We start from the raw sequence: 26,100 nt of genomic DNA on the forward strand, positions 1-26,100 counted from the left end.
GTCAGACAGGCCCTAGCCCGAGGAAGGGCCGGTGGACGGGGTCGGGGTCGGGGTCGAGCGCGGGTTCCGGATGTCCACGACCGCATCCTCGGGCAGGCGTTCGAAAAGCCATCGGGCGTCGGCCGTGCGCAGGCCGATCCAGCCGCTGGTGACGTCGAGGGTGCCGGGGGCCTTCTCGTTGTGGGCGATGGCGGCGATCCAGAGCGTCCACGGGCGCCCGGTCGGCGTCGGCGTCGGCGTCGGCGTCGCGCTCGTCCTCCCGCCCGTTCCGGTGTCGCCGCCGGAGTCGCCGGTGTCCCCCGCTCCCGTCGTGCCGCGCGCGTCGACCGCGCCGGGTTCCTCGCCCCCGGGCGTGGCCCCCTTCGCGACGGGCGTCAGCTCCATGACCCACTGCAGGTTCATCACGTACTCGTCACCGAAGCCGGCTGTCACGCCGGAGAACCGCACGGCGTCTTCCTTGCGCGTGACGTGCATCAGGCCGGTCGGCGTCGGTGTGTCGTCCTTCCCGGCAGTGATGGGCAGTTCACGGCCGTCGTAGACGAGGACGCGGCGGGAGAGGTCCACCGTGACCTGGGGAGCGGCCACGGCGCTGGCCGAACCGCTGGCGGCCGTGGCCGGCCGCTGCTCCGTGCCGTGGGAGGCGGCGTTCAGGGTGAGCACGGCGGCGAGGCCGGCCGCCGCGCAGCCGCCCGCGACGGCGACGGACGTACGGCGCCGGCGGCGCCGACGGCCCGCGACTGCGCGGACCTCGGCACCGGAGCCGGGCGGCGGGGCCTCGGCGGTCTCGGCCAGTTCGCGCAGCCGGACGGTGAGGTCATCGGACACGGCCGTCCTCCTTCTCGCCCTCGCCGGGGGCCAGTTCGCGTGCCAGCGCCGCCCGGCCCCGGGACAGCCGGGCCTTGACCGTGCCCACGGGGGCGCCGGTCTCGGAGGCTACCTGTTCCACACTCAAGTCGCACAGATGGTGCAGAACCACCGCCATCCGCTGTGCCTCCGGAATCCTGCGCAACGCGTCGACCAGTACCGCCCGCTCGGGATCGGGCCCCGGCACGTGGTCCGGGGGAGGAGTGCGGCGCACCAGGTCCAGCCAGCGGCGGGCCCGGCGCCACCGGCTCACCGCGAGCCGCATGGCCACGGTCCGGATCCATGCCTCGGGCGCCCCGTCGGCGAGGAAGTCCCGCCGCCGGTCCCAGGCCCGTACGAAAGCCTCCTGCACCACGTCCTGCGCCTCCCCGTGGTCCCCGGTGAAGGCGAAGAGCTGGCCGGTCAGCCGGGGGAACGCGGTCGCGTAGAACGTGTCGAACTCTTCCTCGGTCATGCCCCCCGCCGGTTTTCCCGAAGTTCCTCGCATCGCCGTGCAACCCGGCCGACCCCGCCGTGCGTACAGGTCCCGTACGTACGCCACACATCGAAACACATCGCGGTGTCACACCGCGTCGGACATCCGGTCGTAAGACCACTGGGGGGACCATGACCACGGGGAACGGCGGCTCGGGGAAGAGAGCCGCGGAAGGCGGGACGACGGGGGCGGGGCGGGCCAGGCGTCTCGTCCACGCGCTCGCGGCGACGGCCGCGTGCGCGCTCGCGCTGACGCTCACGGGCTGTGCGGGGGTCGGCGAGGGAGTACGGGTCGAGGGGCCGAGCGCGATACCGAAGGCGCACGCCCGGGCGGACTCGGCGGGCGAGGGGAAGACCGGGGCCGGGCGGGCGACGCCGGTCCCCGCCCCGCCGAAGGCCCTGGAGGGGGCGCGCGTGAACATCGCCGACGGGCAGACCGTGGGGGTCGGCATGCCGATATCCGTCACCTTCGGCCGGCCCGTCGCGCCGGACGAACGCGCGCGGGTGGAGAAGGAGTTGAAGGTCGGCACGGACAACGGCACGGAGGGGTCCTGGAGCTGGGTCAAGGACCACGACCTCGCGGACGGGCAGCGCGTCGACTACCGGCCCCGCGTCTACTGGAAGCCCGGCACGAAGGTCACCGTCGAGGTGGGGGCAGGTCCGGCCCGGCACTTCACGATCGGCCGCTCGCTCGTCGCCACGGTGGACGTGCGCCGCCACGTCATGACCGTCGAGAAGGACGGCTCGACCGAGCACATCCCCGTCACCGCGGGCGCGCCCGGCATGGACACCTGGAACGGCACGATGGTCGTCTCCGACAAGCAGAGCCGGGTGTTCATGGACTCCCGCACGGTCGGCTACGGCGACTCGTACGCGGGCTGGTACGCCAACGCGGTCCACCTCACCACCTCCGGAACGTATCTGCACGAGAACCCGAAGGCGAATACGTACGCCGGCCGCCAGAACGTCACCCACGGCTGTGTGGGTCTCGCGGACGACGGCACGGCGAAGCGGTTCTACGACCAGGTCATCCCCGGGGACGTGGTGAAGGTGACCGGCTCGAAGGAGACCGTGGCCGTCGGGAACGGCTACGGCGACTGGAACCTGGGCTGGGCGGAGTGGAAGGGGGGCAGCGCTCTGCGGTGAGGTGACGCGCAGGGGGACGGGGCGGCGGGGAAGCCGCGGAAAAAATCGTCCCGGCCGTGTCATCCGTGCCGTACGCCTCCCGGGTTTCAGGAGTGTCAGACCAACGCACCTGAAACAACACACCTTTGGGGGTCGTCCGTTCATGACCATGACACGGATGCACACACTCGTCGCCGTCGCAGCGCTGACCACGCTGCTGGCGGGGGCGTCGACGGCGTCGTACGCCGCCTCGCGGGGGGAGGCGGCGCACGGCGCCCGCACGGCGGTGGCCGTCGCGCAGGCCGCGACGGCGGCCCGGAAGGCGCCGACTCCGCGCATCCTCCAGCCCGGTGAGCACGTCGTCGCCGCGCCGGGATTCGAGTTCTGGATGACGGCCGAGGGCAAGCACTGGCTGGAGCCCGACCTGCCGGACTTCCCGCAGTTCCGCAGTGCCGTCGACGGCAACGTCGACCTGTCCCGGCCGGGGGTGTCCCTCCACGCGTCCGCCTTCGAGGGGCGCTACTACCTCTCCGGCCTCTACTACGGAGGCAAGGGAACCGCCTCCCGCGTGACGGTCCGCACGAGCACGGGCCCGGTCCACGGCAAGCTGATCGAGCTGCCCGGGAAGCCGGGCTGGGGCGTCTGGTACGCCGTCGCGGAGCTGCCCACGGTGGACGACGGACAGGAGTTCCTGCGCGCGGTGACCGTCCACGACACCGAGGGCGGCGTCTACTCCCGGCTGCGGCTGCGCTGACCGCCCTGTTCGGCGCGGCGGTCGCCCTGCCGCGACGGCCGCGCCGAAACGGCCGTGCGGGAGCGGGACTTGACCACCCCGCTCCCGCGCGGCATGCTCCCCCGTTCCCGAGCCCCGAGGACCGCAGCCCGTGCCGCAGGAGAAACCCGGATCACCGGAGGCCGCCGACTTCGCCGCGTACGCCACCGCCGCCTGGCCCCGTCTGGTGCGCACCGCGCACATGCTGACCGGAGACTTCCACGAGGCCGAGGATCTCGTGCAGACCACCCTGGCGAAGGTGTACGCCCGCTGGCGGCGCATACCGCGCGACGACGTCGACTTCTACGTACGGCGCTCGCTGGTCAACAACAACATCAGCCGCGTACGCAAGAGACGCGTGGCCCATCTGCTGACGCCGTTCCTGCCCGAGCGGGTGCACGAGCGGCACGCCGGGCACGCCGAGTCGATCGCCCAGCGCGCCGCCGTCCTCCAGGCGCTGGCCGCGCTGTCGGCCCGGCAGCGGTCCGTGCTGGTGCTCCGTTTCTGGGAGGACCTCGGCGAGACGGAGATCGCCCAGCTGCTCGGCTGCTCCCTCGGCACCGTCAAGACCCACCTCCGCCGGGGCCTGCAGGCCCTGCGCGCGCACCCCGAGTTCGCCGGCGCCGCCCACGCCGCCCCGTCGCCCGTCTCCGGAGCCCGCCCATGAACCAGCCCACCCCCGGGACCGGCCCGGACACCACCGCAGCACGAGGGACAGGGAAAGGAGGCGGAACCGACGTGGGTACGGCCGAGGACGGCGCACACGACTCCGGCACCGGGCGGCTGCTGCGCGAGGCCCTCGCCGACGCCGCGTACGACATCACCCCGCAGGCCGTGCCGTTGCGGGCCATCGAGCACGACGGCCGGGCCGTCCGGCGGCGGCGCCGGGCCGCCGCGCTGGGCACGGGCTGCGCCCTGCTGCTGCTCCCGTTCGCCCTGGTGCTGACGCTCCGGCCCGGCGGCCCGCCCCCCACCGTCCGGCCCATGGCGCCACCGGCGCCGACCGCGAGCGCCTCGCCCACGCCCGCCCGGATCGCCGGACCGTACGCCGGGCAGACGCGCGTGGTCGAGCCGGGCGAGCGCGTGGACGTCGGCAAGGGCACCCAGGTCTGGCTCACCGACAAGGGCAAGCACGCGTACGAGCCGTTGATGTCCGAGCTGGTCGAGTTCCAGAACCTGCTCGACGAGGACATCGACAGGAGCCGCCCGGGAGCGGCGATGCAGGAGGCGGTGTCGGGCACCGACTACGCCCTCCTGTCCGGCCTCTACTTCGGCACCCGGACCCCGGCGGCCGGCGTACGGCTCGAACTCCGCGACGGCCGCACCCTCGACGGCACGGTCCTGCGGCTGTCCGGGAAGAAGGACTGGGGGGCCTGGTACGTGCTCACGCACCGCGAGGCGGGGACCCCGCACGCCGAGCGCCTGCGGAGCCTGACCGAGAGGGTCACGGTGTACGACAAGGAGGGCACCGTCCTCGTGTCCCGGACCTTCGACGACTGAGCCCCCGTCACAGAGGGGGCTGCGCGGGGGCCGGGCCGAGGGTGGTGGTGCCCGGGGCGGTGCGGTGGCCGAGGCCGGTGCGATAGGCGTCGAGGGCGGCCTCGACACGGCCGGAACGGCGGTACAGGTCCCCGAGCAGACGGCACAGGTCGGCCAGGTCACCCGCGGCGCCCGCGCGTTCCAGCAGGCTCAGCGCCCGTACGTAGTGTTCCTCGGCGGTGTCCGCGTCCCGGGCGTCCTCGGCGATGATGCCGAGGAGGCGGTGGGCCGCGGCCGAGTGCAGGGCGCCGCGTTCGGAGCTGAGGTCGCTGAGGACCTCGCGGAGCAGCTCGCCGGCCTCCTCGGACTTGCCGCGGCGGTGCAGGACGTCGGCGAGTTCGACGGCGACCTGGCTGGTGTAGAGGGCGGCGCGCTTGGCGGAGAGCATGCGGCGGGCCTCGCGCAGCTCCTCCTCGGCGCGGGCGTATTCGCCGTTCTGGGCGTGCAGATAGCCGCGCATCCAGTGGCAGTTGGCCAGCTCGGTGCGGATCTGGAGCTGCCGGTACAGCTCGGACGCCTTGGCGAGCGAGGCGTCGGCCTCGGCGATCCGGCCCTCGGCGATCATCGTGCGGGCGACCGAGCGGTGCATCCGGGCGACCAGGGCGGGATCGCCGGACCGCGGCGCGAGGGCGAGGGCCAGTTCGGCGGCCTGGGCGGCGCGGGCGTGGGCGCCCATGTCCATGTAGGGGGCGATGACGCCGGTGTAGAGGAGCAGTAAAGCGTCCGGGTCGTGCAGACCGTTGCGGTTCAGCTCGTCGAGGGTGGACTCGTAGAGGTAGCAGGAGTAGCGGAGTTCACCGGCGAGGTAGTGGGCGGTGGCGCGACCGCGCAGGGCGGGGACACGGGCCGGCAGCGGGGCGTCGCCGAGACACTGCTCGACCTGCTCGAACCGCAGCCGGGCGCTTTCCAGGTCCCCCGTCTCCAGGGCGCATTCACCGAGCCCGAGCAGCGCGTCGGCGTGCTCGGCGACCAGTGCGTGCTCCTCCGCCTCGGCGAGGACGGCCGCGAACTCCTCGGCCGCGGCCTCCGTGGCGCCACCGGCGAGGGTGCGCTGGGCGCCGGTCAGCCGCAGCCGCAGCTCGGTGGCGAAGCCGACGGGGCGGCCGGTGGCCAGCTCCTCGTAGTCCACGCCGAGCCGTTCGGCGATGTGCCGCAGGGCCGGTTCGGAGGCGCGGACACGGCCCGCCTCCAGGGTCGAGATGTACGCCGGGGTGTACGCCGGTTCGGCCAACTGACGCTGTGTGAGGCCCTGTTCCGTCCGCAGTTGCTGCACCCTGCGCCCGATGACCTCGGGATCGTCACGCTCGGCCGTACCTGCCATGACGTAAGCATGCCAGTAACCCCGCTTACACCGGCCGCTTTACCGCAACTCGCGCTCCCGGCCGGGACGGAGAGTGCCGTCCCGGCCGGGAGCCGGGGTCAGCCGTCCCGGCCGGGGCTGTGGGGTCAGCCGTCCAGACCGGGCAGGAGGGAGACCATGCGGCTGCCGGTCCGGGCGATCAGGACGTCCCCGTGGAGCAGGGTCTGGGGCATGCCCCCGTACTTGCCGGCGTCGACGTGCCCGCGCCAGATCCGCTCGCCCGTGTCCGCGTCGAGGCCGGACAGATCACCGTCCGGGCCGAGGAAGTACACGACGTTCCGGTGCGACGACACCACCGGTTCCGCCAGATCGGGCCAGTTCGCCTCGCTGCCGGGCACCTTGATGCCGACCGGGGCGGTCCACAGGGTCTTCCCCGTGCTGAGCGAGTAGGAAGACGCCTGGCCCGTACGGGACACGGAGATCAACCGGTCCCCGACGAGGGCCCTGGCGACGTGCGTCCCCCGGACCGGGTAGGACAGCGAGGTCTTCCGGCCCGTCCTGTCGACGACGGTCAGCCTCTCGGTCCTCGCCTTCTGTTCCTCCGTCTCGAAGACCACGCTCGACCGTGCCGGCATTCCGGTCAGGACGATCCGGTCCCCCCAGGTCCCGACGATCTGCTGCCTGCCGGAGAGGGTCGTGACCTTGGTGGTCCGTCCGGTGGCCGGGTCGAGACGGAGGACTTCGGTCGGGCCGGGCTTCTTGGTCTCCGGCGCGCACAGCAGGTAGGGGACGCCGCTCAGCACCACCCGGTCGCACCAGATGCCCTTGCCCCAGCTGTGGCGCCACTTCACCTTGCCGGTGCGCGGGTCGACGGCCGACAGCGTCCGGTCCCTCGGGGTGTTGGCCAGCACCGCGCCGTCGATGAGCAGGACGGCCTGGTCGTCGCGGTTGTCGCTCGCCAGCTCCACCCTCCACAGCACCTTGCCGCTGCCGGTGTCCACCGCCATGAGGTCGGTGCCGGGGGCGTAGTTCCCGTTCGGGTCCTTCTCCGCGGTGTGGGCGCCGTAGGTGTAGAGCACGCCGTCGCGCACGGCGACCGGCCGGCCGGACGAGGTCCCGGAGCCGTCGCCGATCGCCTTGCGCGTCCACAGCCGTTCGCCGGTGTTCGCGTCGAACTTCGCGGCGTCGAACTTGTAGCCGGAGCAGTACAGCGCGGCGCCGTCCACCAGGCAGCCCCGGTCCAGGGCGCCCCGGGCGTCGATCCGCCAGGGATGCCAGCCCTCCGGCGTCTGCGCCGCCGGCCGCGCCGGCCGGTCCTGCTCGCCGCCCCCGCCGCCCCCGAACCCGAACACCGCTCCCACGGTGATCCCGGCCACGGCCGCCACCGTCCCCGCCACCTGCGAGAAGCGGCGCCGGGCGCGCCGGCGTACCACCTTGTCCACCAGGTCGCCGGGCGCCCGTACACGGTCCAGGTCGACGGCGTGCAGCGTCTCCCGGATCTTCCGTTCCACCTGCTCCGTCGTCATCCCTGGACCCCCTTCGGCCTGAACGTGAGCTGCTGTGCCTGGTCCTCCGCGGGCCCGGCGGGTCCCAGTTCCGGTACGAGGGCCCGGAGCTTGGCGAGCGATCTGTGGGCCGTGCTGCGCACGGTGCCGACCGGGCACCTCAGCAGCGCCGCGACCTCGGCCTCCGGCAGGTCCTCGAAGTAGCGCAGCACGACCACGGCCCGCTGGCGCTTCGAGAGCCGGCCGAGCGCCGCCCACAGCGCGATCCGCAGCTCCGACTCGGCCCCGGCGTCGGCGTCGGTGGCCGACTCGGGCAGGACGGGCACCGTCGTCTCCGCGCGGTGTCCGCGCAGCCGCCAGCGGTTGACCTGCTGGCGGTACATGACCTGGCGCACGTACGCCTCGGGCTGCTCGATGCTCGACCAGCGCCCGTAGACCTTCATCAACGCGATCTGCAGCAGATCCTCGGCTCCGTGCCGGTCCCCGCCCGTGAGCAGCACCGCGAGCCGCAGCAGCGCGGTGGAGCGCATCGCCACGAATTCACGGAACTCGTCGTGACCCGATGCCTTCATCGGCCCTCCCCCTTCTCGGCACCCCTCACGACGTGCCGGGCCGCGCACGGCTATCCCTCTCGGAGGGAGATTGTCCGTCCGCCCCGGGAAGAGGGGGAGGCGACCGCCGAACGCACGGGCCCCCGCACCCCTGACGAGGGGATACGGGGACCCGGGTACGGAAGCGGACGACGCGCAGGGGGGCCGGATACCGGCCGTCGCAGCCATCAGACGTCGGAGGTCGGCCGACAGGGGTGGGCGGTCGACCGGCAGGCGTCGGCGGTAGGCGGTCGGCGGTCAGGCGTCGGCGGTCGGCGGTCAGGCGTCGGAGGTCGGCCGGCAGGCGTCGGCCGTCGACCGGCAAGCGTCAGCGGTCGGACGTCGGCCGTCGACCGGCAGGCGTCAGCGGTCAGGCATCGGCGGTCAGGCATCGGCCGTCGACCGACAGGCGTCAGCCGTCAGACATCGGCCGTCGACCGGCAGGCGTCGGCGGTCAGGCATCGGCGGTCAGGCGTCGGCCGTCGACCGGCAAGCGTCAGCCGTCAGACATCGACCGACGACCGGCAAGCGTCAGCCGTCAGACATCGGCCGACGACCGACAGGCGTCAGCCGTCAGACATCGGCCGACGACCGACAAGCGTCAGCCGTCAGACATCGGCCGTCGACCGACAGGCGTCGGCGGTCGGCCGGCTGGCCGGGACGCTCGTGCGCGCCTCCCGGTACGCCGCCACGCTCCCCCGCGCGTGCACGGTCTCCCGCTCCACCGTCGTCAGCGCCCGCTCCCACCGCTGCCGCATCGGCCCGATCAGGCCGCCGCCCACCCCGACGACCAGGATCCCGGCGACCGTGGCGAGCGCGGCGTAGAGGACCGGGCGGGTGACATCCTGGGCGATGCCGGCCTGGCCGAGCGCGGCGATGACGCCGAGGCCGACGACGCAGGCCCAGACCATGGTCGCCAGGCTCCGGCCATAGGAGACGGAGGCGAGCGCGCCCCCGACGATGCCGCGCACCGCGTTGGCGATGGCCATCGCCACCACGACGAGCACGACGGCGACGGCCGCGCGCGGCAGCCAGGCCACGATGTCGTTGATCATCGCGCTGACGGGGTTGGTGCCGAACGCCCCGAGCGCGAGCTGCAGGGTGAGCAGCATCAGCGCGTAGTACACGATCCGGCGCAGGATGCCGGTCAGGTCGTAGGAGGAGTCCTGGAGCAGACGGGACGTTCCGGCACGCTCCGAGAGGCGCTCCGAGCCGGCCTTGCGCAGGAGGCGGTCGAGGACGCGGGCGATCAGTTTCGAGACGAACCAGCCGACGGCCAGGACGACGAGGAAGGCGGCGAGTTGCGGAACGAACTGCGCGACCTTGGACCAGGCGTCGTTCAGGCCCCGGGCGAAGTCGACGGACAGGTCGACGGACAGGCTGACCATGGGTGGTTCTTCCCTTCGCGGGTACGTCGGGTACGTCCCCTCCCCTTGTGGATAGCAGTGGGCCGACCGGGTGACGGCGCAGTTCAGGGCCGTTCGGGTGACCGCGCGCGGGGTGCGCGGACGGCGCGTGCGCCGGAGTGGACGTCCGTCCCGTAAATGCTTTGAGTTCCCCACCACCCCCTGTGACCCTCTTGTCAGTGGCATGACTTAGTCTTCGCACACGCTTCACATGCGTCACACGCGCCGCACAGGTCGAACACACCGGCCCCGCGCGACGACGCACCCACTTCTTCGTACCGGGGGGTTCGACACCGTGCGTATGCGCACTCTTCCGGCTGCCACCGCACTGGCAGTCCTCTTCAGCTCCGCCGCGCTCACGGTCGCGCCGGCGGCGTCCGCCGACAGCACGAAGGTCCTGCCGGTCGCGTCGAGCGCCGACATCGTGGTGGACGGCGTCCACCAGCGGGTCTTCATCAGCGACCCGACGAACGGCAAGATCGTCGTCACCGACTACTACGGCATCGTCCGCAAGCAGTTCACCAACCTGCCGGGCGTCCAGGGCCTGGAGCTGTCCGCCGACTCCGGCACCCTGTACGGGGCCGTGCGCGACGCCGACACGATCGTGGCCGTCGACACGGCGACGGAGACCGAGTCCGCCCGCTACCCGGTGGGCGACGCCCCGGTGGGTGTCGCCGTGGCCGGCGGCAAGGTCTGGTTCGGCTACGGCGCGGCGGCCGAGGGCAACATCGGCTCGCTGGACCTGTCCGGCGCGGAGCCCGTGGTCGCCCTCGACCAGGACACCACCCGCCTCTGGTACTCCGCGCCCATCCTGGACGTGGTCCCCGGCTCCGGCACCGTGGTGGCGGGCGAGCCCGGCGGCAGCAAGCTGGCCGTGTACGACGTCTCCTCGGGCGCCGCCTCCCGTACGGCCGCCGTGGACACCGGCGGCGGGAACATGGGCGACCTCGCGGTCACCCCGGACGGGCAGCGCGTCGTGGTGGCCAGCGGTTCCCCGTACCACCACCAGGTCTTCAAGACCTCCGACCTGACGGCGGACGGCACCTACGCCAGCGACACCTACCCCAACTCGGTCGCCATCGCGCCCGACGGCACGGTCGCGGCGGGCATCGACGGCATCTACGAGCCCGACATCTACATCTACGAGCCGGGCTCCACCACCTCGATCCGGGAGTACGACTTCCCCAACACCGGCGGCAGCAGCGGCGGCGACGAGCTGCCCGACTCCGGCCTGGCCTGGGCGCCGGACGGCTCCCGCCTGTTCGCGGTGACGTACAACGACGAGGGCGTGTACTCGCTGCGCACGCTGGACGCCCCCACCAGGGCGCTCACCACACTCACCGTCAACGCCCCCGCCACGGCCACCCGCGCCAAGAAGCTCACGGTCAAGGGCAAGATCACCTCGAAGGCGGCGTTCCCGGCCGGGGTGAAGCTGACGGTGACCCGCACCGACCTGGAGTCCACGTCCGGCAAGGCCCTCGCCGCGGTGACCGTGGCCGCCGACGGCAGCTACAGCTTCTCCGACACCCCGCCGGCCGGCGGCAAGGTCAAGTACACCGTGAAGTACGCGGGGGACGCGGACCACACCGCCGCGTCCGCCTCCGACACGGTCGAGGTCTCGCGGGCGACGCCCACGCTGACCCTGGACAAGAACCGCAGGACCTACTCCTACGGCGCGGACGTGAAGTTCACCGCGCACCTCGGCACGACGTACAAGAACCGCAAGGTCGAGATCTGGGCCGACCCGTACGGCTCCGACCGGCCGAACAAGCTGGTGAAGTCGGGGACGGTGAACTCGCAGGGGAACCTGTCGGCCACCGTCGACCTGAAGCGTGACACCAAGGTCTCGGTGAAGTTCGCGGGCGACTCGCGCTACAAGGCGAGGACGGTCACCAACACCGTCTACACCAAGGTCAAGATCTCGTCGTCGATCTCGGGTTACTACAAGACGCAGACGGCCTGGGGCCACAAGTACCACTTCATCCGCAAGTCCAAGGACCCCGTCCTGAAGACGGTGATGACGTACTACCCGAACCGTCAGCAGCGCCTCCAGCTGGAGTACTACTACGACGGCGCGTGGCGGGACTGGGGCACCCAGTACTTCGAGCTGGGCACCTCCGGCGGGTCGAACATCACCCTCACCGGCACCCCGACCACGAACGTCCGCCTCCGTTTCCGCTCCGAGTACCACGACACGGCCTCGGGCGACAACGTCAACACCACGACGTACGGGGCCTGGAAGTACTTCATCTTCACCGACTAGACGCAGGTCGCGGCAGCACGGCGAGCGCCGACGGGCGGATCCACGGGTCCCCCGGCGGCGCTCGCCGCTGTCCCGGCCGGGGCGGGCGGAGGGGGACGAAGGCGGGGAACCGGTTGTTCCGGATGAATCCGGAACCGCTCTCCGTTACCTGCCGGTACGTGTGACGATACGGACTCTGCCGAAACTTGAGATCTCAATTTGAGATCACGGCCGCAAAGGAACAGGACATGACCACCCCTGTGCCCTCCGCCCCATCAGCAGTCCCACCAGCCACTTCCGCCGCGCAGCCCCCGTCGGCTGGCACCGCCGGACCCACCGGGCGCCTCCTCGTCGTCGACGACGAGGAGGGGATCAGGTCCATGCTGACGATGGCGCTGGAGTTCCTCGGATACCAGGTGAGCGCGGCGGCGACCGGGCGTCAGGCACTGCAGGCCGTCACACGCCACGACCCCGACCTGATCCTCCTCGACGTCAACCTCCCCGACCTGGGCGGCTTCGAGGTGTGCCGGACCCTGCGCGACCGGGGCAACGCGGTGCCGGTGCTGTTCCTCACCGGGCTCGGCGGTGTCGACGACCGGGTGCGCGGCCTGGACATGGGCGGCGACGATTTCGTCACCAAGCCGTTCGAGCTGAAGGAGGTCGCCGCCCGCGTCCGCGCCCTGCTGCGCCGGTCCGGCGGCGGACGGCCGGCCCCCGACCGCAACCGGCTGCGCGCCGGGGCGATCCAGCTCGACGCCGACGCCCACCAGGTCTGGGCCGCCGACCGGCCGGTCGACCTCACCACCACCGAATTCGCCCTGCTGCGCTACCTCATGGAGAACCCCGGCCGCGTCCTGTCCCGCGGCCAGATCCAGGAACGCGTGTGGAACCACCGCGACGAGGGGTCGGGCGTCGTCGACACGTACATCTACTACCTGCGCCGCAAACTGGGCGAGCCGGGCCAGTCGCTGATACGGACGGTCCGGGGCGTGGGCTACCAACTGTGCACGAACTGAGAGAGGGAGCCGCCGGGGGAGGGGCGGGCGACGACGGCGAGGGCCACGGAGGACTGGACGGCGTGAACGGGCTGGTCGGATGAGCGGGTTCGCCGGACTGGGCGAGAACATCAGGGCGGCCGGGCTGCTCGCGCCGAGTGACACGTGCCTCCGGCCGCAGCCCGGCCGCCCCCTGTCGCCCGTGGAACAGCCGATCCGCCCCCATCGCGCGGGCCGGCGCACCGTCGGTTTCTGGCTGGTCGCCACCCTCGCCACGCTGGGCGCGGTCGCCGCCCTCTCGGCCCACACCCTCGCCCAGCAGCTCACCGCCCGCACCGACCAGGAGATAGCGCGGGCGAGCGCGTTCGGCGGTTTCGGCGGTCCGGCCCCGTCCCTCGGCCGGAACGACCTGGTCCTCGTCCTCGACGCCGAGGGCAGGGTCGTGGAACGCCACTCGGGGTCCCGGGGGCTCCCCGCCTTCCCGGCGCTCACCCCCGCCCGACTGAGGACGTACGCGGCGCGGACCAACCCCTCGGCGTTCGGGGGGAGTTACCGGGCCCTGGTGGTACGGGTGCCGCGGACGGACCGGAACCACGCGGGCGGCTACGTCGTCACCGCGCGGTCGACGGCGGAGGACCGGCGGGCGGTCGAACGCCTCCTCCAGGTCGAGACGGCCGCCGCACTCCCCCTCCTCGCCACCGTCCTGTTCGGCGCACGCCGGCTCGGCCGCCGTGAGGTCAGGGAGCGGGAGGACACCGAGCGTCGGCTGCGGGAGTTCATGGCGGCCGCCGGGCACGAACTGCGCAACCCGCTGACCACGATCTCCGGTTACGCCGAACTCGCCCGGGTCGGCGACCCCGCGTACGAGCCCATGCGGCAGGAGGCGCTCGGCCGGATCGCCACCGAGGTCGGCCGGATGAGCACCCTCATCGACGAACTCGTGCTGCTGACCCGCCTCGACCTCGGTCAGCCCCTGCAACTGACCTGCGTGGACCTGGCCCAGCTCTGCCGCGACGCGGTCTCCGCCGCCCGCGACTGCCACCCCGGCCACCCCGTGCGGCTGCTGCTCGCCCCCGGGGACCACACGGTCACCGGCGACCCGTTGCGGCTGCACCAGCTGGTCGCCAACCTGCTGGCCAACGCGCGGGTCCACACCCCGCCGGGGACGACGACGACCCTGGGGCTCGGCACGGAGGACGGCCACCGGGTGATCGAGATCCTGGACGACGGCCCCGGCATCCCGGACGAACTGCGCGCCCGGCTGTTCGACCCCTTCGTGCGCGGTGAGGAGACGCGGGCCGCCGGAAGCGGGCTCGGCCTCAGCATCGTCGCGGCGATCGCGACGGCCCACGGCGGGACGATCACGCTGGAACCGTCCCACGCGTCGCACCGGGGGGCGTGGTTCAGGGTGCTGATCCCGGCCTCGTCCTGAGCGACCCGCCCGTAGCCCACGGGTTGTGACCGGGGGTGGACTTTGCGAACGGCAGAGGAGTTTCTGATCATTCTCTGATCCGGCTCCGATCCGTTCCGGAGGGGTGACCGCTTAAGTGATCAACGTACGGTGTCCACCTTGTGCAGTCCCGGTGCGGCCCCGTACGACTCCCCTCCGAGGTCGGCCCCGCATTCGCCCTGATCGACGGCTCATCGATCTACGACGAACGGACGACGGCTCATCGACCGGCTCGGCTGACCGGGTACGTGCTGGGCCGACCTCACCTCACCTTCCTGGATCCCGAGTTCGGCCAGACGCTGCCGGGCGTGCGCCAGGGCCCCGGCCCGGCGGCCCGGTACCCGGCCGCGCAACTCCACCAGCACGGAACCGAGTTCGAGGGCGCGTCCCGTGTCCGTGACCAGCCCCCACTGGTGGTGCGCCCGGTCGACCGCCGCCTCGACCGCAGGGTCCCGGGCGGGCCGCCCCGCCGCGAGCCGCGCCGCCGCGACCCCCAGCCAGGTCTCGCAGCTCCCGGCCGCGTCCCCCGCGAACATCGCCAGGTCCGCCCGCACCTCCCGCCAGTGCAGCACCTCCTCCGACCCGTCCCCGAACTCCCGCAGCGCCCCCTGCTCCCAGCGGGCGGCGAGCCCGGCGGCCTCGGCGTGCCGCCCGGCCTCGACGGCCCCCGCGATGGCGCTGTGGGGGTCGGCGGGCAGGGGGGCCGGGTCCGCGGGGGCCGGGTCCGCGGGGGCGGGGTCCGCAGGGCCCGGGTTCGCGGGGGCGGCGGCCACGGGGGCGGCGGCCACGGGAACGGCCGTACCGTGCGGGGGCGTGGCCGGGGGCGCGGTGGCGTCCCGGGCCAGCACCAGGTCACCGTGGCCCCCGGCCCGCGCGACCACCTGCTCGTGGAGGATCGCGGCCGACGGCCGCTGCCCGCTGCGCAGTATGGTCGCCAGCGCCTTCATGTACCCGGGCAGGGCCACCGCCCGGCGCACCCCGCCCGCCGTCGGCGCGACCCGCCCGTACAGGCTCACCCCGGGCCCGGCCGAGAGCGGCTGCTCCGCCAACTGCCGCCACACCTCCGCGTCGGCGTGCAGGTCGACGAAGAGGGTCGTGGATCCGGGGGCGCGCAGCCGCAGTTCCTCCACGATCCAGTGCCACGGGAACGCCGTGTACCGCACGGTCGCCGGCGTCGTCCGCGCCAGCGCCAGATGCACGAGCCGTTGTCTGCGGTCGAGTTGGAGCTGTCCGGTGAGGTAGACGGTGAGCGGCCCCGGCGCGGTGGCCGCCGCGCGCAGCCGGGTGAGGACGGCCTGCGGCTCCAGCGGATCGGCCAGCTCGACGACGTTCGCCGTGCCCGTGCCGGACAGCACCTCGGGGGTGACGGCCGCCAGCACGGGGAGCACGGAGGCCGCGTCCACCAGGCAGCCCCTGCCCATGGGCGAGGCCGCGAGCAGCAGCACTGTTCCGGGCATCGTTGTCTCCCCGCCGTTCCTCGTCGACTCCCCGTCGGCTCCCCGCCGATCACGTACGCCTGCCAGCACGGTAACCGCTGCACGTGCGAACGGGGAAAGAGGCGGGGAGGGAGCGCGGCGGGGGCGGCTCACCGAGGGGTCCCGGGCGCCCTGCGCATCGGCTCCGACGCCCGGCGCACCGCGAAGATCGTCGTGTCGTCGTCGAGGCCGCCGCCGGTGTGGGCGAGGACGCCGTCGCGGACGAGACGCACCAGGGAGGCGGGGTCGAGGGCGGGCGGCCCGGCGGCCAGGGCGCGGGTGAGGTACTCGCGCAGGGGGAAGAAGACGCCCTCGCCGTCGCGGGCCTCCGTCACCCCGTCCGTGACCAGCAGCAGCGTCTCGTCGGGGGCGAGCCGGACCGTGGCCGTCCGGCGGGTTCGCGGGTCCAGCTCACCGAGGCCCAGCGGGAGGCCGTCACGCATCGGCAGGAAGCGCACGCCGTCGGGACGGACCAGGAGCGGGGGCTCGTGGCCGAAGTTGACGATGTCGACGGTCAGGACGTCGAGGCCGGTGAGGTCCGGTCCCCAGTCCGTCCGTTCGCTGCGGAGTTCGGGGAAGTCGAGGAGGACGGCGGTGGCGAAGCGTTCGGAGTCGTCGCGGCCGACGTGCGCGCAGTACCGCACGTGCCGCACCATCCGGGTCTCCAGCCGCTCGGCCACGGTCACCGGGTCGGCCTCGCAGTAGGCGGCCTCACGGAACGTGCCGAGCAGCACGGACGCCGCCTCCACCGCCGCGAGCCCCTTGCCCTGGACGTCACCGACGACGACGCGCGTGCCGTGCGGGCTGGGCTGGATGTCGTAGAAGTCGCCGCCCACCCGGGCCTGGCTGTCGGCGGCGAGGTAGATCTCGGCGTGGTCCAGGCCGCCGACGTCCGGCGGGAGCTGGCGCAGCAGGATGCGGCGGGTGGTGTCGACGACGGCCCGCATGTGCAGCATCCGCTCCTGCCCGCGCAGCCGGACCGCGCACGCGAGCACGGAGAGGATTCCGCCGAGGGCGACGAGCACGAAGTCGGGCAGACCGGTGCGGTACTCGTGCGGCCAGGAGTTGTCGCCCACGAAGTACATGAGCATCGAGAGCACCGCGAACAGCGCCGTCGTCCACACCCCGCACACGGCGGCGGCCAGACCCGGCACGAGCACCAGCCAGGAGATGATCCGGAAGTCGCCGCCCGTGTACCAGTCGATCACGGGCACCGCGAGCAGCACCACCAGCGGCGGGAGCCAGGTGATGTCATGCCCCCGGACCCGCAGCGGCGGGTGCCGCTCGACGGGGTCGGGCTCCCGACGCGCACGCGGCCCCGGCATCGGAATCCGCATGTCCCTCAGCGAAGCACGCCGCCACGCCCCGCGCATCCGCACTCCCGGCCCCCGGCCCCCGGCCCCCGGCCCCAGTCCCGGCCCCGACCCCGGCACTTTCGTCACGGGGTTCGTCGTCCGACTTGCCAGGGGGTCCTCCCAGGTGTGCTCTGGTAGTCGGGGCGGCAAGTCGCGGGGGCGGGAAGAGAGGAGTGCTCCCATGGCGCAGATGGCACCCACTCCGGGCAGGCCGGTGGTGCCGGCCACACCCGACGTCTTCAGCGAGCGCACCCACGCGCTCGCGAACCGGATCGTGCCCGTGGCCCTCGGCCTCGTCTACGGCTACTGGGCGGCGGCCATGAACCGCGACGCCGGCCCGATCACCGGCTGGAACGTCCTGTTCGGCCTCGTGACCGCGTTCGTGTTCGCGGCGCTGCACATCGCCGTGCTGACCGTGGCCCCGCGCCTGCGCCGCGAACTGCACGCGGCGCTCTGGGCCGCCTTCGCGGGCTGCGCGTTCGGGTTCCTCTACAGCCAGGCGTCCCAGCACTCCGTGCTGCGTTCCGTGGCCATGTCCCTCGCCGTCGCGGCGGGGTTCCTCGTGGTCAACTTCTACCGCTACTACACGCACGAGGACGCGGAGGGCCACCGGCTGCGGTGAGCCGGCGGCCGCTCTCCTCCCGCCTCGGTCCTCAGTCCTCAGTCCTCAGTCCTCCGTTCCCGCCTCAGTCCTCCGTCCGCTCCCAGGTACCGGAGGCCGTGAAGGTCCAGGTGAACGAGACGGTCCCGTTCCCGTCGCCGTGCCCGTGCCCGTCCTGGCAGGGATCACAGTCCTTCCAGCGCGGGCACGGGTCCGTGCACGCGGGGACGGACCGGCCGTGGGTGTCGACGTACACGGCGCTCGCCCAGCCGCGGACGTCCGCGAGCCAGTACCAGTGCCGGTCGCCGAAGACCTTCTGGCCACGCACCACGCAGTCGACGCGCGCATGGCTGCCGGGGGCGAGGCGGCCGACGACGCGGGAGTGCGTGGTCGGCTGCTCACGGAGGTTCAGATCACCGCGGGCGACGACCGTGCCGCGCACGGACCCCTCGTGGCCGGCGTGGGAGCGGACCGCCGGGCGGTCCACCGCCGCGGACGCCGTCCCGAGCGCCGTCACCGTCAGCACACCGCCCATGATCCCGGCCGCGACGAGGCCCCGCAGGACCGGGGCACCTGAATGACCACGCATGTTCGGCCTCCTCACCACCCCCTCGCCACTCCCTGTCACCTCCCCTCCAGGTAACACCCGTTCGGGTGAGTGCTCCACCGGAGGCGCCCCGCACGGCCCCTGCCCCATACGGCCCCTGCCCCCGGGCGGACGGCGAGGCCGGCCGTCCCGCCCGGTCCTCCCCGTTCGGCTTGTCCTGGGGGGCCATTCGCAGTCACCCGGGGCCGGAGCGCTCGCGCGGTGCCGGGCCGGGGTCTTGCCTGGAGGGGTGTCCTCCCGTGCCCGCGGCACCCTGTCGGCCGCGCTGACCGTGCTCGCCTGCCTGCTCCTACCGGTGGGCGCGCTGGCCGCGTGGGCGACGTACGAGATCGCGGACCGCACGCGCTACGAGGCCGTCATGGCACCGCTGGCCACCGACCCCGCCGTCCGGGAGGCGCTCGCGGACGCGGTCGCCGCCGGGATCCTGCGCGAGGTGCGGGTGGGGCCGCGACTGCGGCGGCCGGTCGAGGAGTTCACGTACGACGCGGCCCACTCCTTCACCCGCACCGAGGCGTTCCGCACGGCCTGGCACCTGACGAACCGGGCGGCGCACGACGCGGTGCTGACGGCGGTGCGGGAGGAGGGCGCGTACGACGGGAGCGGCGCGGGCGACGGGGGCGCGGAGGGCGGGGGCGCGGATGGCGGGGGCGCGGGCGCAGGCCGTGGAGGCGCGCACGGTGGGGGCGCGTACGCCGGTGCGGTCCGCCCGGTGACGCTCGACCTCGCGCCGATCGGCGAACTCGTCAAACGTCAACTCGTCCGCGACCACGTGCCGTTCGCCCATCGCATCCCGGTCGCGCACACCGAGGTCGAGGTGCTGTCGGCCACGGAACTGGTCCAGCTTCGAAAGGGTTACCGCGTGCTCGAAATCGCCGCGTTCTGGCTCCCGGTCGGCGCCCTCGCGCTGGCCGCCGGTGGCATTCTCGTCGCGACACAACGCCGTCGGGCCGTCTGCGCGACGGGCCTCGGCACGGCTCTGGGCGGTGCGCTGCTCGGCGTCGCCGTGGCCCTCGGCCGCCACCTCACGCTGGCCGACCTGCCGCCCGACGTCTCGCCGGCCGCCGCAGGCGCCGTCTACGACGCGCTCACCGCCACCCTGCGCAGTGTGACCTGGGGTCTGCTGGGCCTCGGCATCACCGTGGCCGCGATCGCCTGGCTCACGGACCGCCTCGTGCGACGTCGGCGAGCGTCCGCAACGCCCCCGCCAGTACCGGCGGAGGAACCGACGCGAGTCCGAGCCTGACGCAGTCCGACGCGGAAGCGGCGGCCGGGGCCCCCGCCTCCCGCTCCGCCCGGCCGGCCCCCGTCCCCACCGCGGGAACGGCGAACGCGGACCCGGGGGTCACCGCCACCCCTCGCTCCGCCGCCGCCGCGCAGAACGTGTCGGCCCGCCACGGTTCCGGCAGCTCCCACCAGGCGTAGTACGCCCGCGGATCCCCCCGTACGGCGAACCCCGCCAGCTCCTCGGCGACCAGCCGCTGCCGCGCCGCCGCGTCCGCCCGCTTCGCCGCGACCAGCCGTCCGACGGTCCCGTCGCCGATCCACCGCACCCCCGCCTCCAGCGCGAACCGCCCCGCCGCCCAGCCGCCCGAACGCACCGCGTCCGCCGCCGGCTCGGCCCGCCCCCGCGGCACCACCAGGAACCCGACCGTCAGCCCCGGCGCCACCCGCTTGGACAGCCCGTCGACGACGAACACCCGCTCCGGCGCGTACGCGGCCAGCGGCGGCGGAGCCTCCGCCCCGGAGCCCCTGTCCCCCAGGAACGACCAGATCCGGTCCTCGATCACCGGCAAGTCCAACTCCCGTACCACACGAGCGAGTTGGCTCCGGCGCCCGTCGCCCGTCGTGACGGACGTCGGGTTGTGCAGGGTCGGCTGCGCGTACACCGCGGACAGCGGCGCCGCCCGGTGCGCGGCGGCCACCGCCTCCGGCCGCACCCCCTCCCCGTCCGTGGCGAGCGGCACGAGCGTCACGCCCAGCCGCGCGGCGATCTCCTTGACCAGCGGATACGTGAGCGCCTCGACGCCGACGCGGCCCCCGGGCCGTACGAGGTGGGCGAGGGCGGCGGCGATGGCCTGGCGGGCGTTGCCGGTGAAGAGGAACCGGTCCGGGGCCGGGCGCCAGCCCTCCGTGGCGAGCAGTCCGGCGGCGGCCTCCCGCGCGGCGGGCGTTCCGGCCGCCGGGGCCGTGCGCAGCGCGTCCGCCAGCACGTCGGGCCGCAGCAGCGGCGCGAGCCCGGCGGCCAGCAGCTCCGACTGGCCCGGCGCGGAGGGGTAGTTGAGCTCCAGGTTCACGGGCGCGGCGCCGGCCGGCTCCGCGAGCGCCCTCCCGGCAGGACCGGGCGGCGCCGCCCGGACGAACGTCCCCCGGCCGACCTCCCCCACCACCAGACCGCGCCGCACCAGCTCCGCGTAGACCCGCCCGGCGGTCGAGCCGGCGATCCCCCGCCGGCGCGCGAACATCCGCTGCGGCGGCAGCCGGTCGCCGGGCCGCAGCCGCCCGGCGGCGATGTCGTCCGCGATGCGATCGGCGATACGCCGGTAGTCGGCCACGACCGTTCCCCGCCTTCTCCCGGCCCTCACCACATTGCACCGAGAGCAAAGATCTTATTGCACCGACCGACGGGGCGACCCTAGGGTCGGATCATGACCGCCGCCTTCCTCGCATACGAGGACGAAGGGGATGCGGGCCCGTCCCGCCCCCTCCCTCTGGTCCTCGTCCACGGCCATCCCTTCGACCGCACGATGTGGCACCCCCAGATCACCGCGTTCGCCGCCTCCCGTCGCGTCGTCGCCCCCGATCTGCGCGGCTACGGCGCCTCCCCCGTGGTCCCGGGCGTCACCCCGCTGTCCGCCTTCGCCGGCGACATCGAAGCCCTGCTCGACCGCCTCGGGATCGGCGACTTCGTCCTCGGGGGCCTGTCCATGGGCGGCCAGATCGCGATGGAGTGCTACCGCCTCTTCCCGCACCGCGTCCGCGGACTCCTCCTCGCCGACACCTTCCCCGCCGCCGAGACCCCCGAGGGCCGGCACCACCGCAACGCCATGGCCGACCGGCTGCTGCGCGAGGGCATGGCGGGGTACGCCGAGGAGGTGCTGTTCCACATGGTCGCGCCGTACGCGGACGCGGAGGCCGTGGCCCAGGTGCGCCGCATGATGACGGCGACCGACCCGGTGGGCGCGGCGGCGGCCCTGCGCGGCCGCGCCGAGCGCCCCGACTACCGCGAGCTGCTCACCCGGGTCACCGTCCCGGCCCTGGTCGTCGTGGGCGCCGACGACACGTACACCCCCGTCTCCGACGCCGAGGCCATGCACGCCGCCCTCCCCGACTCCGTCCTCCACGTCGTCGACAGGGCCGCCCACCTGCCGAACCTGGAGCGCCCGGACGAGTTCAACAAGGCGCTGGAGGGCTTCCTGGCACGGGTGGACGGGGCGCGGCCCCCGGCCGCGTGACGGAGGCGATTCACCCGTTCGGCCTACACCGCATGCGGCGCCCCGCGCCGCGCGTGAGCATGCGGGTGAGCTGTCCATCCGTCGGAGGAGGCCCTCATGGCCCAGCACAGCACCGCACCGCGCTCGAACCCCACGTCGCAGGAGACGCCCTCGCGCCACCGGGAGGCCCGCTCGGAGTGGGCCCACGGCGGGATGGTCTTCGCCGGTGTCCTGATGATGGTCATCGGCGTCATGAGCATCCTCAACGGCATCGCGGCGATCGCCACGGACGACGTGTACGCGAACATCGGGAACTACGTGTTCGAGTTCAGCCTCACCGCGTGGGGCTGGATCCACCTGGTGCTCGGAGTCGCCGTCCTGGCCGCCGGCTACGGCGTCATACAGGGCCGCGACTGGGCCCGTGCGGTGGGCATCGCCCTGACGTCCCTGTTCGCCATCGAGTACTTCATGTTCCTGCCGTACGCCCCGGTCTGGTCCGTGATCTGCATCGGCGTGGCGGTCTTCGTGATCTGGTCCCTGGCAACGGCCCCGGAGTCCCGCACCCGCATGTGACACCCCCGACCGAACCGGCCCGGCCAACACCCCCACCCTGAAAAGCACGGCCCACCCGTGCTTTTCAGGCATGCCACGCCCAAGCTTCCAGGGGCGGGGCCCCGGCTTTCAGGCCCGCAGGGCCTGTTGCTTTTAGGGGCGCGGGGAACTGCGCGAGAAGCCCCACCGAACCCGCACCCGACAACGCACCCCTCACACCCCCCAACCCGCACCCGACAACGCACCCCTCACCCCAACCCGCACCCGCACCCGCACCCGCACCCGCACCCGCACCCACAACACGCCCCACCCACCACGCAACCTTCTCCCCACCCCACCCGTCCTAACAAAGACCCCGCACCGAGAACGAGAGGCCCCGGCCCGTGGAGAGCGCGACCATAGAGCGGCCGGACCCGACACCCGACCCGGCACCGGAAGCCACCCCACCCCCGAGCAAGCGCAAGCGCCACCGCGGCAAGGCCACCCTCGCCGCCCTGCTCCTCCTCGGCGTCACCCTCGTGGTCCTCTCCCGCACCGTCGACGCGGACGCCTTCACCCCGGTCCCCCAACTCCTCGCGTTCCTGCCGTGGCTCCTCGCCCCCACCGCCCTCGCCCTGCTCCTCTCCCTCGTCGCCCGCTGGTGGACCGGCCTGGCCTGGGGCGTCATCGTCCTCGCCGCGCTCGCCTGGTACATCGAGCCCTACGGGAAGGCGACCGAACCGACCGGCCCGGTGCTCGCCGAGGTACGGGTCATGACGTCGAACGTGCAGTTCGGCCAGGCCACCGACGCCCTCGTCAGGGCCGTACTCCGCGACCGCCCCGACATCGTCTTCGTCGAGGAGTGCGAGGTCACCTGCTCGGCCAAGCTCCGTGACACGCTCGGCGACCTGAGCGGGAAGACCCCGGCCTACCCGCACCGCCAGTCCATCGAGGGCTACGGCTCCACCGGCTCCGTCATCCTCAGCCGCTACCCCCTGACGTCCGCCGCCCCGGTCCCCGGCTCGATGGGCATGCCCGGCGCGATCGCCGACATCGAGGGCCGGCCCGTACGGCTGCAGCTGGCCCACCCCATGCCCCCGCTGCCGGGAGAACTGGACACCTGGCGCCGGGAACTCGACGCGCTGCGGGCCTGGGCGGCGAAGGACACCAAGACGCCGGCCATCCTGGCCGGCGACTTCAACGCCACCCAGGACCACGCCGCCTTCCGTGCCGTCCTCGACACCGGCCTGAGCGACGCGGCCCGGCTGACCGGACAGGACCGCAGGCCCACCTGGCCGTCCCGGACGACCCCGAGGTTCGGCGCCCAGATCGATCACGTCCTGGTCTCCCACGAGGACTTCTCCGCACGCGCGATCCGCTTCCTCAAGCTGTCCGGCACCGACCACGAAGCCGTCACCGTGGACCTCGCCCTGCACCGGCGCGGGTGAACCAAAAGGTCACAAACACCCCCCGGAACCCCCGGAATCCCCCCGTCATAATGGGCGCATGTCCCGCCCGTTCCCCATCGGCCTCGCCCCGCCCGACTGGCTCGTGCGGAACCTCCAGCCGCAGCCGACCCCGGTCAACCGGCCGGCCGTCGCCCGCGCGGCGATCGCGCTGACGCTGCCGCTGGCGCTCGGCCTCGCCGCCGGCCGGCCCGAGTACGGCGCGCTCGCCTCCATGGGCGCCCTGTCGGGGGTCATCAGCGACACGGCGGCGGCGTACCGGATGCGGCTGATCAACATCGCGATCCCGCAGATGTTCGCCGCCGTCGGCATCACGCTCGGCTCGCTGGTGTACGGGCAGGGCTGGGTCACCGTCGGAGCGCTCACCCTGGCCGCCCTGGTCTCCGGGATGATCTCGTCGATCGGCGCGGTGGCCTCCGTGTCGGGGCTGCTCCTGCTCCTCAACTCGGTGGTGGGCGCGGGCCTGCCGATGCCGGGGCCGTGGTGGCTCGCCCCGGTCCTGATGACCGGCGGCGGCCTCCTGGTCCTCGTCCTGGCCCTGCTCGCCTGGCCCCTCAGGGCGGGCGTCCCGGAACGGGACTCCGTCGCGGACACCTACCGCAAGGTCGCCGACCTGCTCGCGACCACGACCGGCGACGACCCCGCAGGCCAGGCGGACGCCTACGACGCGGCCCGGCACATCGTCACCCAGTCCCTCAACCAGTCCTACGACCTGGTGCTCGCCCGCCGCGCCCGCCATCACGGCCGCAGCCCCGAACTGGTGCGGCTGCTGGCCCAGTTGAACGCCATCACCCCGCTGGTGGAGGCCGCCCCCGCGGTCCGGCTGTCGGGCAGACCGCTGCCCGCCGAGATCCCGGTGGCCGTACGGCATCTCGCGGAGGCCGTCGAGACGGGGTATTCGGGGCCGCTCGGCCTGCGGCTGCCGGAGCCCCGGAGCGGGATCGGGCGGGCGGTCGACCAGGCGCTGCGGCACGCCGCCGACGTCGCCACCGAGAAGTCGCCGGACGCGCTGCGGAAGGCCGGCGACCGGTCCGGGGGTCCCGCCCCGCTGGGGGTGCGCGCCGCCCGGGTCGCGCGCAACGTCGCCCTCTCCGGCGCCTCCTGGCGCTACGGCCTGCGCCTCGCCCTGTGCATCGGCATCGCGCAGGCCCTGGTGTCGCTCGTGCCCGTGCCGCGCTCGTACTGGGTGGCGCTGACCATCACGTTCGTCCTGAAGCCGGACTTCGGGTCGGTGTTCTCGCGGGCCCTGCTGCGGGCGCTCGGCACGGTCGTGGGGCTCGTGGTCGCGGCCGGCATCCTCGCGGAGGTGCCGCGCGGCTGGTGGGACGTACCCGTGATGCTGCTGCTCGCGCCGCTCATCCCGGTGTTCACCCCCCGGGGCTACGGGTATCAGACGGCCGCCATCACCCCCGTGATCCTGTTGCTGTCCGACATCCTCAACCACCAGGGCACCGGCCTGCTGGTACCGCGTCTCGTCGACTCCCTCATGGGCTGCGCGATCGCCCTGGTCGCCGGATATCTGCTCTGGCCGGAGAGCTGGCACGCCCGGGTCGGCGCCCGGCTCGCGGACGCCGTCGCCGACACGGCCGCCTACGTCGAACAGACCTTCGGCAGGGGTGCGGCCGCCCCCGCCGACCGGGTCCGGATGCGCCGCCGCCTCTACCGGGACCTGTCCGCCATCCGTACGGAGTTCCAGCGGGCCCTGACCGAACCGCCGCCGATCGGCCGGCGGGCCGCCGCCTGGTGGCCGCTGGTCGTGGCGGTCGAACGGATCGTCGACGCGACGACGGCCGCGCGGGTCAGGGTCAAGCAGGGCGCGGAGCCGCCGTCCACGGCCGAGGTCGACCAGGTCGCGCTGCAGCTGCGGGAGCTGTCGGACGGGCTGCGCAGGACGGAGAACCTCTACGAGGTGCGCTCCGACCTCAGCGGGCCGCCCGGGAGCGTGCTGGAGCCGCTGCGCCAGGAGGTGGCGGCGGCACGGGCGATCACCACGCCCAAGTGACCTTCCAGGTTCCCCGGGTCAACCCGACGCAGGCGCCGAATCGTTACGTCAGCCCCGCGCGGGTGACGGGGGGCGAATACGCGGCCGAGGAGCAGTCATGATCAATCCTGTTCAACCGCCCTACCTATAAGGGGATTTTTCATGCGTCGCACCGCGACCGTCCTGCTCGGAACCCTCGCCCTCGCCGCCACCGCGGCCCCCGCCGCCGTGGCGATCCCGGACCCGGTCACCACCGTCACCTGTGTCGCCGAGACCCCGGCCGGCGTGACCGAACTGGTCAGCCCGGCCGCGCTCGCCGACCCGGCCGCCCTCGTGGACCCGGCAGGCCTCCCGGGCGTCAGCTGCCTGGCCCCCTGAACCGCGCGGCAAC

Annotated in this window: 24 protein-coding genes; 14 read left to right on the plus strand and 10 right to left on the minus strand. The window is 73.5% G+C overall.

The genetic code is table 11. From position 1 onward, the window contains the following. Positions 1-12: 12 nt before the first annotated feature. Together PYR72_RS24130 and PYR72_RS24135 are read right to left on the minus strand one after the other, a co-directional pair. Positions 13-825 carry a L,D-transpeptidase gene (locus tag PYR72_RS24130; RefSeq protein ID WP_275457258.1) on the minus strand — a complete coding sequence of 271 codons (813 nt, stop codon included), beginning with the start codon at positions 823-825 and terminating at the stop codon, positions 13-15. After that, positions 815-1,318 carry a SigE family RNA polymerase sigma factor gene (locus tag PYR72_RS24135; protein ID WP_037723288.1) on the minus strand — a complete coding sequence of 168 codons (504 nt, stop codon included), beginning with the start codon at positions 1,316-1,318 and terminating at the stop codon, positions 815-817. Before PYR72_RS24135 ends, PYR72_RS24130 begins: the two co-directional genes overlap by 11 nt. Before the next feature lie 152 nt (positions 1,319-1,470). Between PYR72_RS24135 and PYR72_RS24140 the strand changes: the two genes are divergently transcribed. The 4 genes from PYR72_RS24140 (at position 1,471) to PYR72_RS24155 (ending at position 4,735) form a co-directional block, all read left to right on the plus strand. After that, complete coding sequence (locus PYR72_RS24140) at positions 1,471-2,484, plus strand: L,D-transpeptidase (RefSeq protein ID WP_275457259.1); 1,014 nt, start codon at positions 1,471-1,473, stop codon at positions 2,482-2,484. Positions 2,485-2,641: 157 nt separating this feature from the next. Continuing rightward, the gene (locus tag PYR72_RS24145) at positions 2,642-3,217 is read left to right on the plus strand and encodes a hypothetical protein (RefSeq protein ID WP_275457260.1); all 576 of its coding nucleotides are present in this window, start codon (positions 2,642-2,644) and stop codon (positions 3,215-3,217) included. Between the two features lie 130 nt (positions 3,218-3,347). Continuing rightward, positions 3,348-3,902: a SigE family RNA polymerase sigma factor gene (locus tag PYR72_RS24150; protein ID WP_013002132.1), complete on the plus strand. Its 555-nt coding sequence runs from the start codon at positions 3,348-3,350 to the stop codon at positions 3,900-3,902. Positions 3,903-3,973: 71 nt separating this feature from the next. Next, on the plus strand, positions 3,974-4,735 hold the full coding sequence (locus PYR72_RS24155; protein ID WP_275457261.1) for a hypothetical protein: 762 nt from the start codon (positions 3,974-3,976) through the stop codon (positions 4,733-4,735). A gap of 7 nt (positions 4,736-4,742) precedes the next feature. On the opposite strand, the gene PYR72_RS24160 is transcribed toward PYR72_RS24155, so the two are convergent. From PYR72_RS24160 to PYR72_RS24175, 4 genes are all read right to left on the minus strand, one after another. After that, positions 4,743-6,095: a helix-turn-helix transcriptional regulator gene (locus PYR72_RS24160; protein ID WP_275457262.1), complete on the minus strand. Its 1,353-nt coding sequence runs from the start codon at positions 6,093-6,095 to the stop codon at positions 4,743-4,745. Positions 6,096-6,220: 125 nt separating this feature from the next. Continuing rightward, complete coding sequence (locus PYR72_RS24165) at positions 6,221-7,600, minus strand: PQQ-binding-like beta-propeller repeat protein (RefSeq protein ID WP_275457263.1); 1,380 nt, start codon at positions 7,598-7,600, stop codon at positions 6,221-6,223. Beyond that, a complete protein-coding gene (locus PYR72_RS24170) occupies positions 7,597-8,151 on the minus strand; it encodes a SigE family RNA polymerase sigma factor (RefSeq protein WP_275457264.1) in 555 nt (184 codons plus the stop codon). The genes PYR72_RS24165 and PYR72_RS24170 overlap by 4 nt, the downstream gene beginning before the upstream one ends. 626 nt (positions 8,152-8,777) lie before the next feature. Then, entirely contained in the window at positions 8,778-9,557 is a 780-nt protein-coding gene (locus PYR72_RS24175; RefSeq protein ID WP_275457265.1) for a hypothetical protein, read from the minus strand. A gap of 319 nt (positions 9,558-9,876) precedes the next feature. Here PYR72_RS24175 and PYR72_RS24180 point away from each other — a divergent pair, with 319 nt between their 5' ends. The 3 genes from PYR72_RS24180 to PYR72_RS24190 all read left to right on the plus strand — a co-directional run bounded on the left by PYR72_RS24180 (position 9,877) and on the right by PYR72_RS24190 (position 14,244). Then, positions 9,877-11,838: an Ig-like domain repeat protein gene (locus tag PYR72_RS24180; RefSeq protein ID WP_275457266.1), complete on the plus strand. Its 1,962-nt coding sequence runs from the start codon at positions 9,877-9,879 to the stop codon at positions 11,836-11,838. Between the two features lie 227 nt (positions 11,839-12,065). Further along, the gene (locus tag PYR72_RS24185) at positions 12,066-12,833 is read left to right on the plus strand and encodes a response regulator transcription factor (protein ID WP_275457267.1); all 768 of its coding nucleotides are present in this window, start codon (positions 12,066-12,068) and stop codon (positions 12,831-12,833) included. Between the two features lie 79 nt (positions 12,834-12,912). After that, the gene (locus PYR72_RS24190) at positions 12,913-14,244 is read left to right on the plus strand and encodes a HAMP domain-containing sensor histidine kinase (protein WP_275457268.1); all 1,332 of its coding nucleotides are present in this window, start codon (positions 12,913-12,915) and stop codon (positions 14,242-14,244) included. A 209-nt stretch (positions 14,245-14,453) separates the two neighbouring features. On the opposite strand, the gene PYR72_RS24195 is transcribed toward PYR72_RS24190, so the two are convergent. Both PYR72_RS24195 and PYR72_RS24200 read right to left on the minus strand, forming a co-directional pair. Then, on the minus strand, positions 14,454-15,719 hold the full coding sequence (locus tag PYR72_RS24195; RefSeq protein WP_275457269.1) for a hypothetical protein: 1,266 nt from the start codon (positions 15,717-15,719) through the stop codon (positions 14,454-14,456). Between the two features lie 128 nt (positions 15,720-15,847). Continuing rightward, on the minus strand, positions 15,848-17,074 hold the full coding sequence (locus tag PYR72_RS24200; protein WP_275457270.1) for a PP2C family protein-serine/threonine phosphatase: 1,227 nt from the start codon (positions 17,072-17,074) through the stop codon (positions 15,848-15,850). A 199-nt stretch (positions 17,075-17,273) separates the two neighbouring features. Between PYR72_RS24200 and PYR72_RS24205 the strand changes: the two genes are divergently transcribed. Beyond that, the gene (locus PYR72_RS24205; RefSeq protein WP_275457271.1) at positions 17,274-17,714 is read left to right on the plus strand and encodes a hypothetical protein; all 441 of its coding nucleotides are present in this window, start codon (positions 17,274-17,276) and stop codon (positions 17,712-17,714) included. Between the two features lie 64 nt (positions 17,715-17,778). Here the strand turns inward: PYR72_RS24205 and PYR72_RS24210 are convergent, their stop codons facing one another. Continuing rightward, on the minus strand, positions 17,779-18,282 hold the full coding sequence (locus tag PYR72_RS24210) for an SH3 domain-containing protein (RefSeq protein WP_275457272.1): 504 nt from the start codon (positions 18,280-18,282) through the stop codon (positions 17,779-17,781). 247 nt (positions 18,283-18,529) lie between these two features. Between PYR72_RS24210 and PYR72_RS24215 the strand changes: the two genes are divergently transcribed. After that, on the plus strand, positions 18,530-19,543 hold the full coding sequence (locus tag PYR72_RS24215; protein WP_275457273.1) for a hypothetical protein: 1,014 nt from the start codon (positions 18,530-18,532) through the stop codon (positions 19,541-19,543). On the opposite strand, the gene PYR72_RS24220 is transcribed toward PYR72_RS24215, so the two are convergent. Continuing rightward, entirely contained in the window at positions 19,458-20,852 is a 1,395-nt protein-coding gene (locus PYR72_RS24220) for a PLP-dependent aminotransferase family protein (RefSeq protein WP_275457274.1), read from the minus strand. The genes PYR72_RS24215 and PYR72_RS24220 overlap by 86 nt on opposite strands. A 93-nt stretch (positions 20,853-20,945) precedes the next feature. Between PYR72_RS24220 and PYR72_RS24225 the strand changes: the two genes are divergently transcribed. From PYR72_RS24225 to PYR72_RS24245, 5 genes are all read left to right on the plus strand, one after another. Continuing rightward, entirely contained in the window at positions 20,946-21,752 is an 807-nt protein-coding gene (locus PYR72_RS24225; RefSeq protein ID WP_275457275.1) for an alpha/beta hydrolase, read from the plus strand. Positions 21,753-21,848: 96 nt separating this feature from the next. Next, the gene (locus PYR72_RS24230) at positions 21,849-22,304 is read left to right on the plus strand and encodes a hypothetical protein (protein WP_275457276.1); all 456 of its coding nucleotides are present in this window, start codon (positions 21,849-21,851) and stop codon (positions 22,302-22,304) included. Between the two features lie 362 nt (positions 22,305-22,666). Beyond that, positions 22,667-23,710 (plus strand): endonuclease/exonuclease/phosphatase family protein, encoded by a 1,044-nt coding sequence (locus PYR72_RS24235; RefSeq protein ID WP_275457277.1) that lies wholly within the window; start codon positions 22,667-22,669, stop codon positions 23,708-23,710. Between the two features lie 58 nt (positions 23,711-23,768). Further along, positions 23,769-25,730: an FUSC family protein gene (locus PYR72_RS24240; RefSeq protein WP_275457278.1), complete on the plus strand. Its 1,962-nt coding sequence runs from the start codon at positions 23,769-23,771 to the stop codon at positions 25,728-25,730. A 141-nt stretch (positions 25,731-25,871) separates the two neighbouring features. After that, entirely contained in the window at positions 25,872-26,087 is a 216-nt protein-coding gene (locus PYR72_RS24245; protein WP_275457279.1) for a hypothetical protein, read from the plus strand. Positions 26,088-26,100 lie beyond the last annotated feature (13 nt).

Origin of the sequence: Streptomyces sp. VNUA24 (assembly GCF_029167005.1) — a bacterium.
GTDB classification, from domain to species: domain Bacteria; phylum Actinomycetota; class Actinomycetes; order Streptomycetales; family Streptomycetaceae; genus Streptomyces; species Streptomyces scabiei.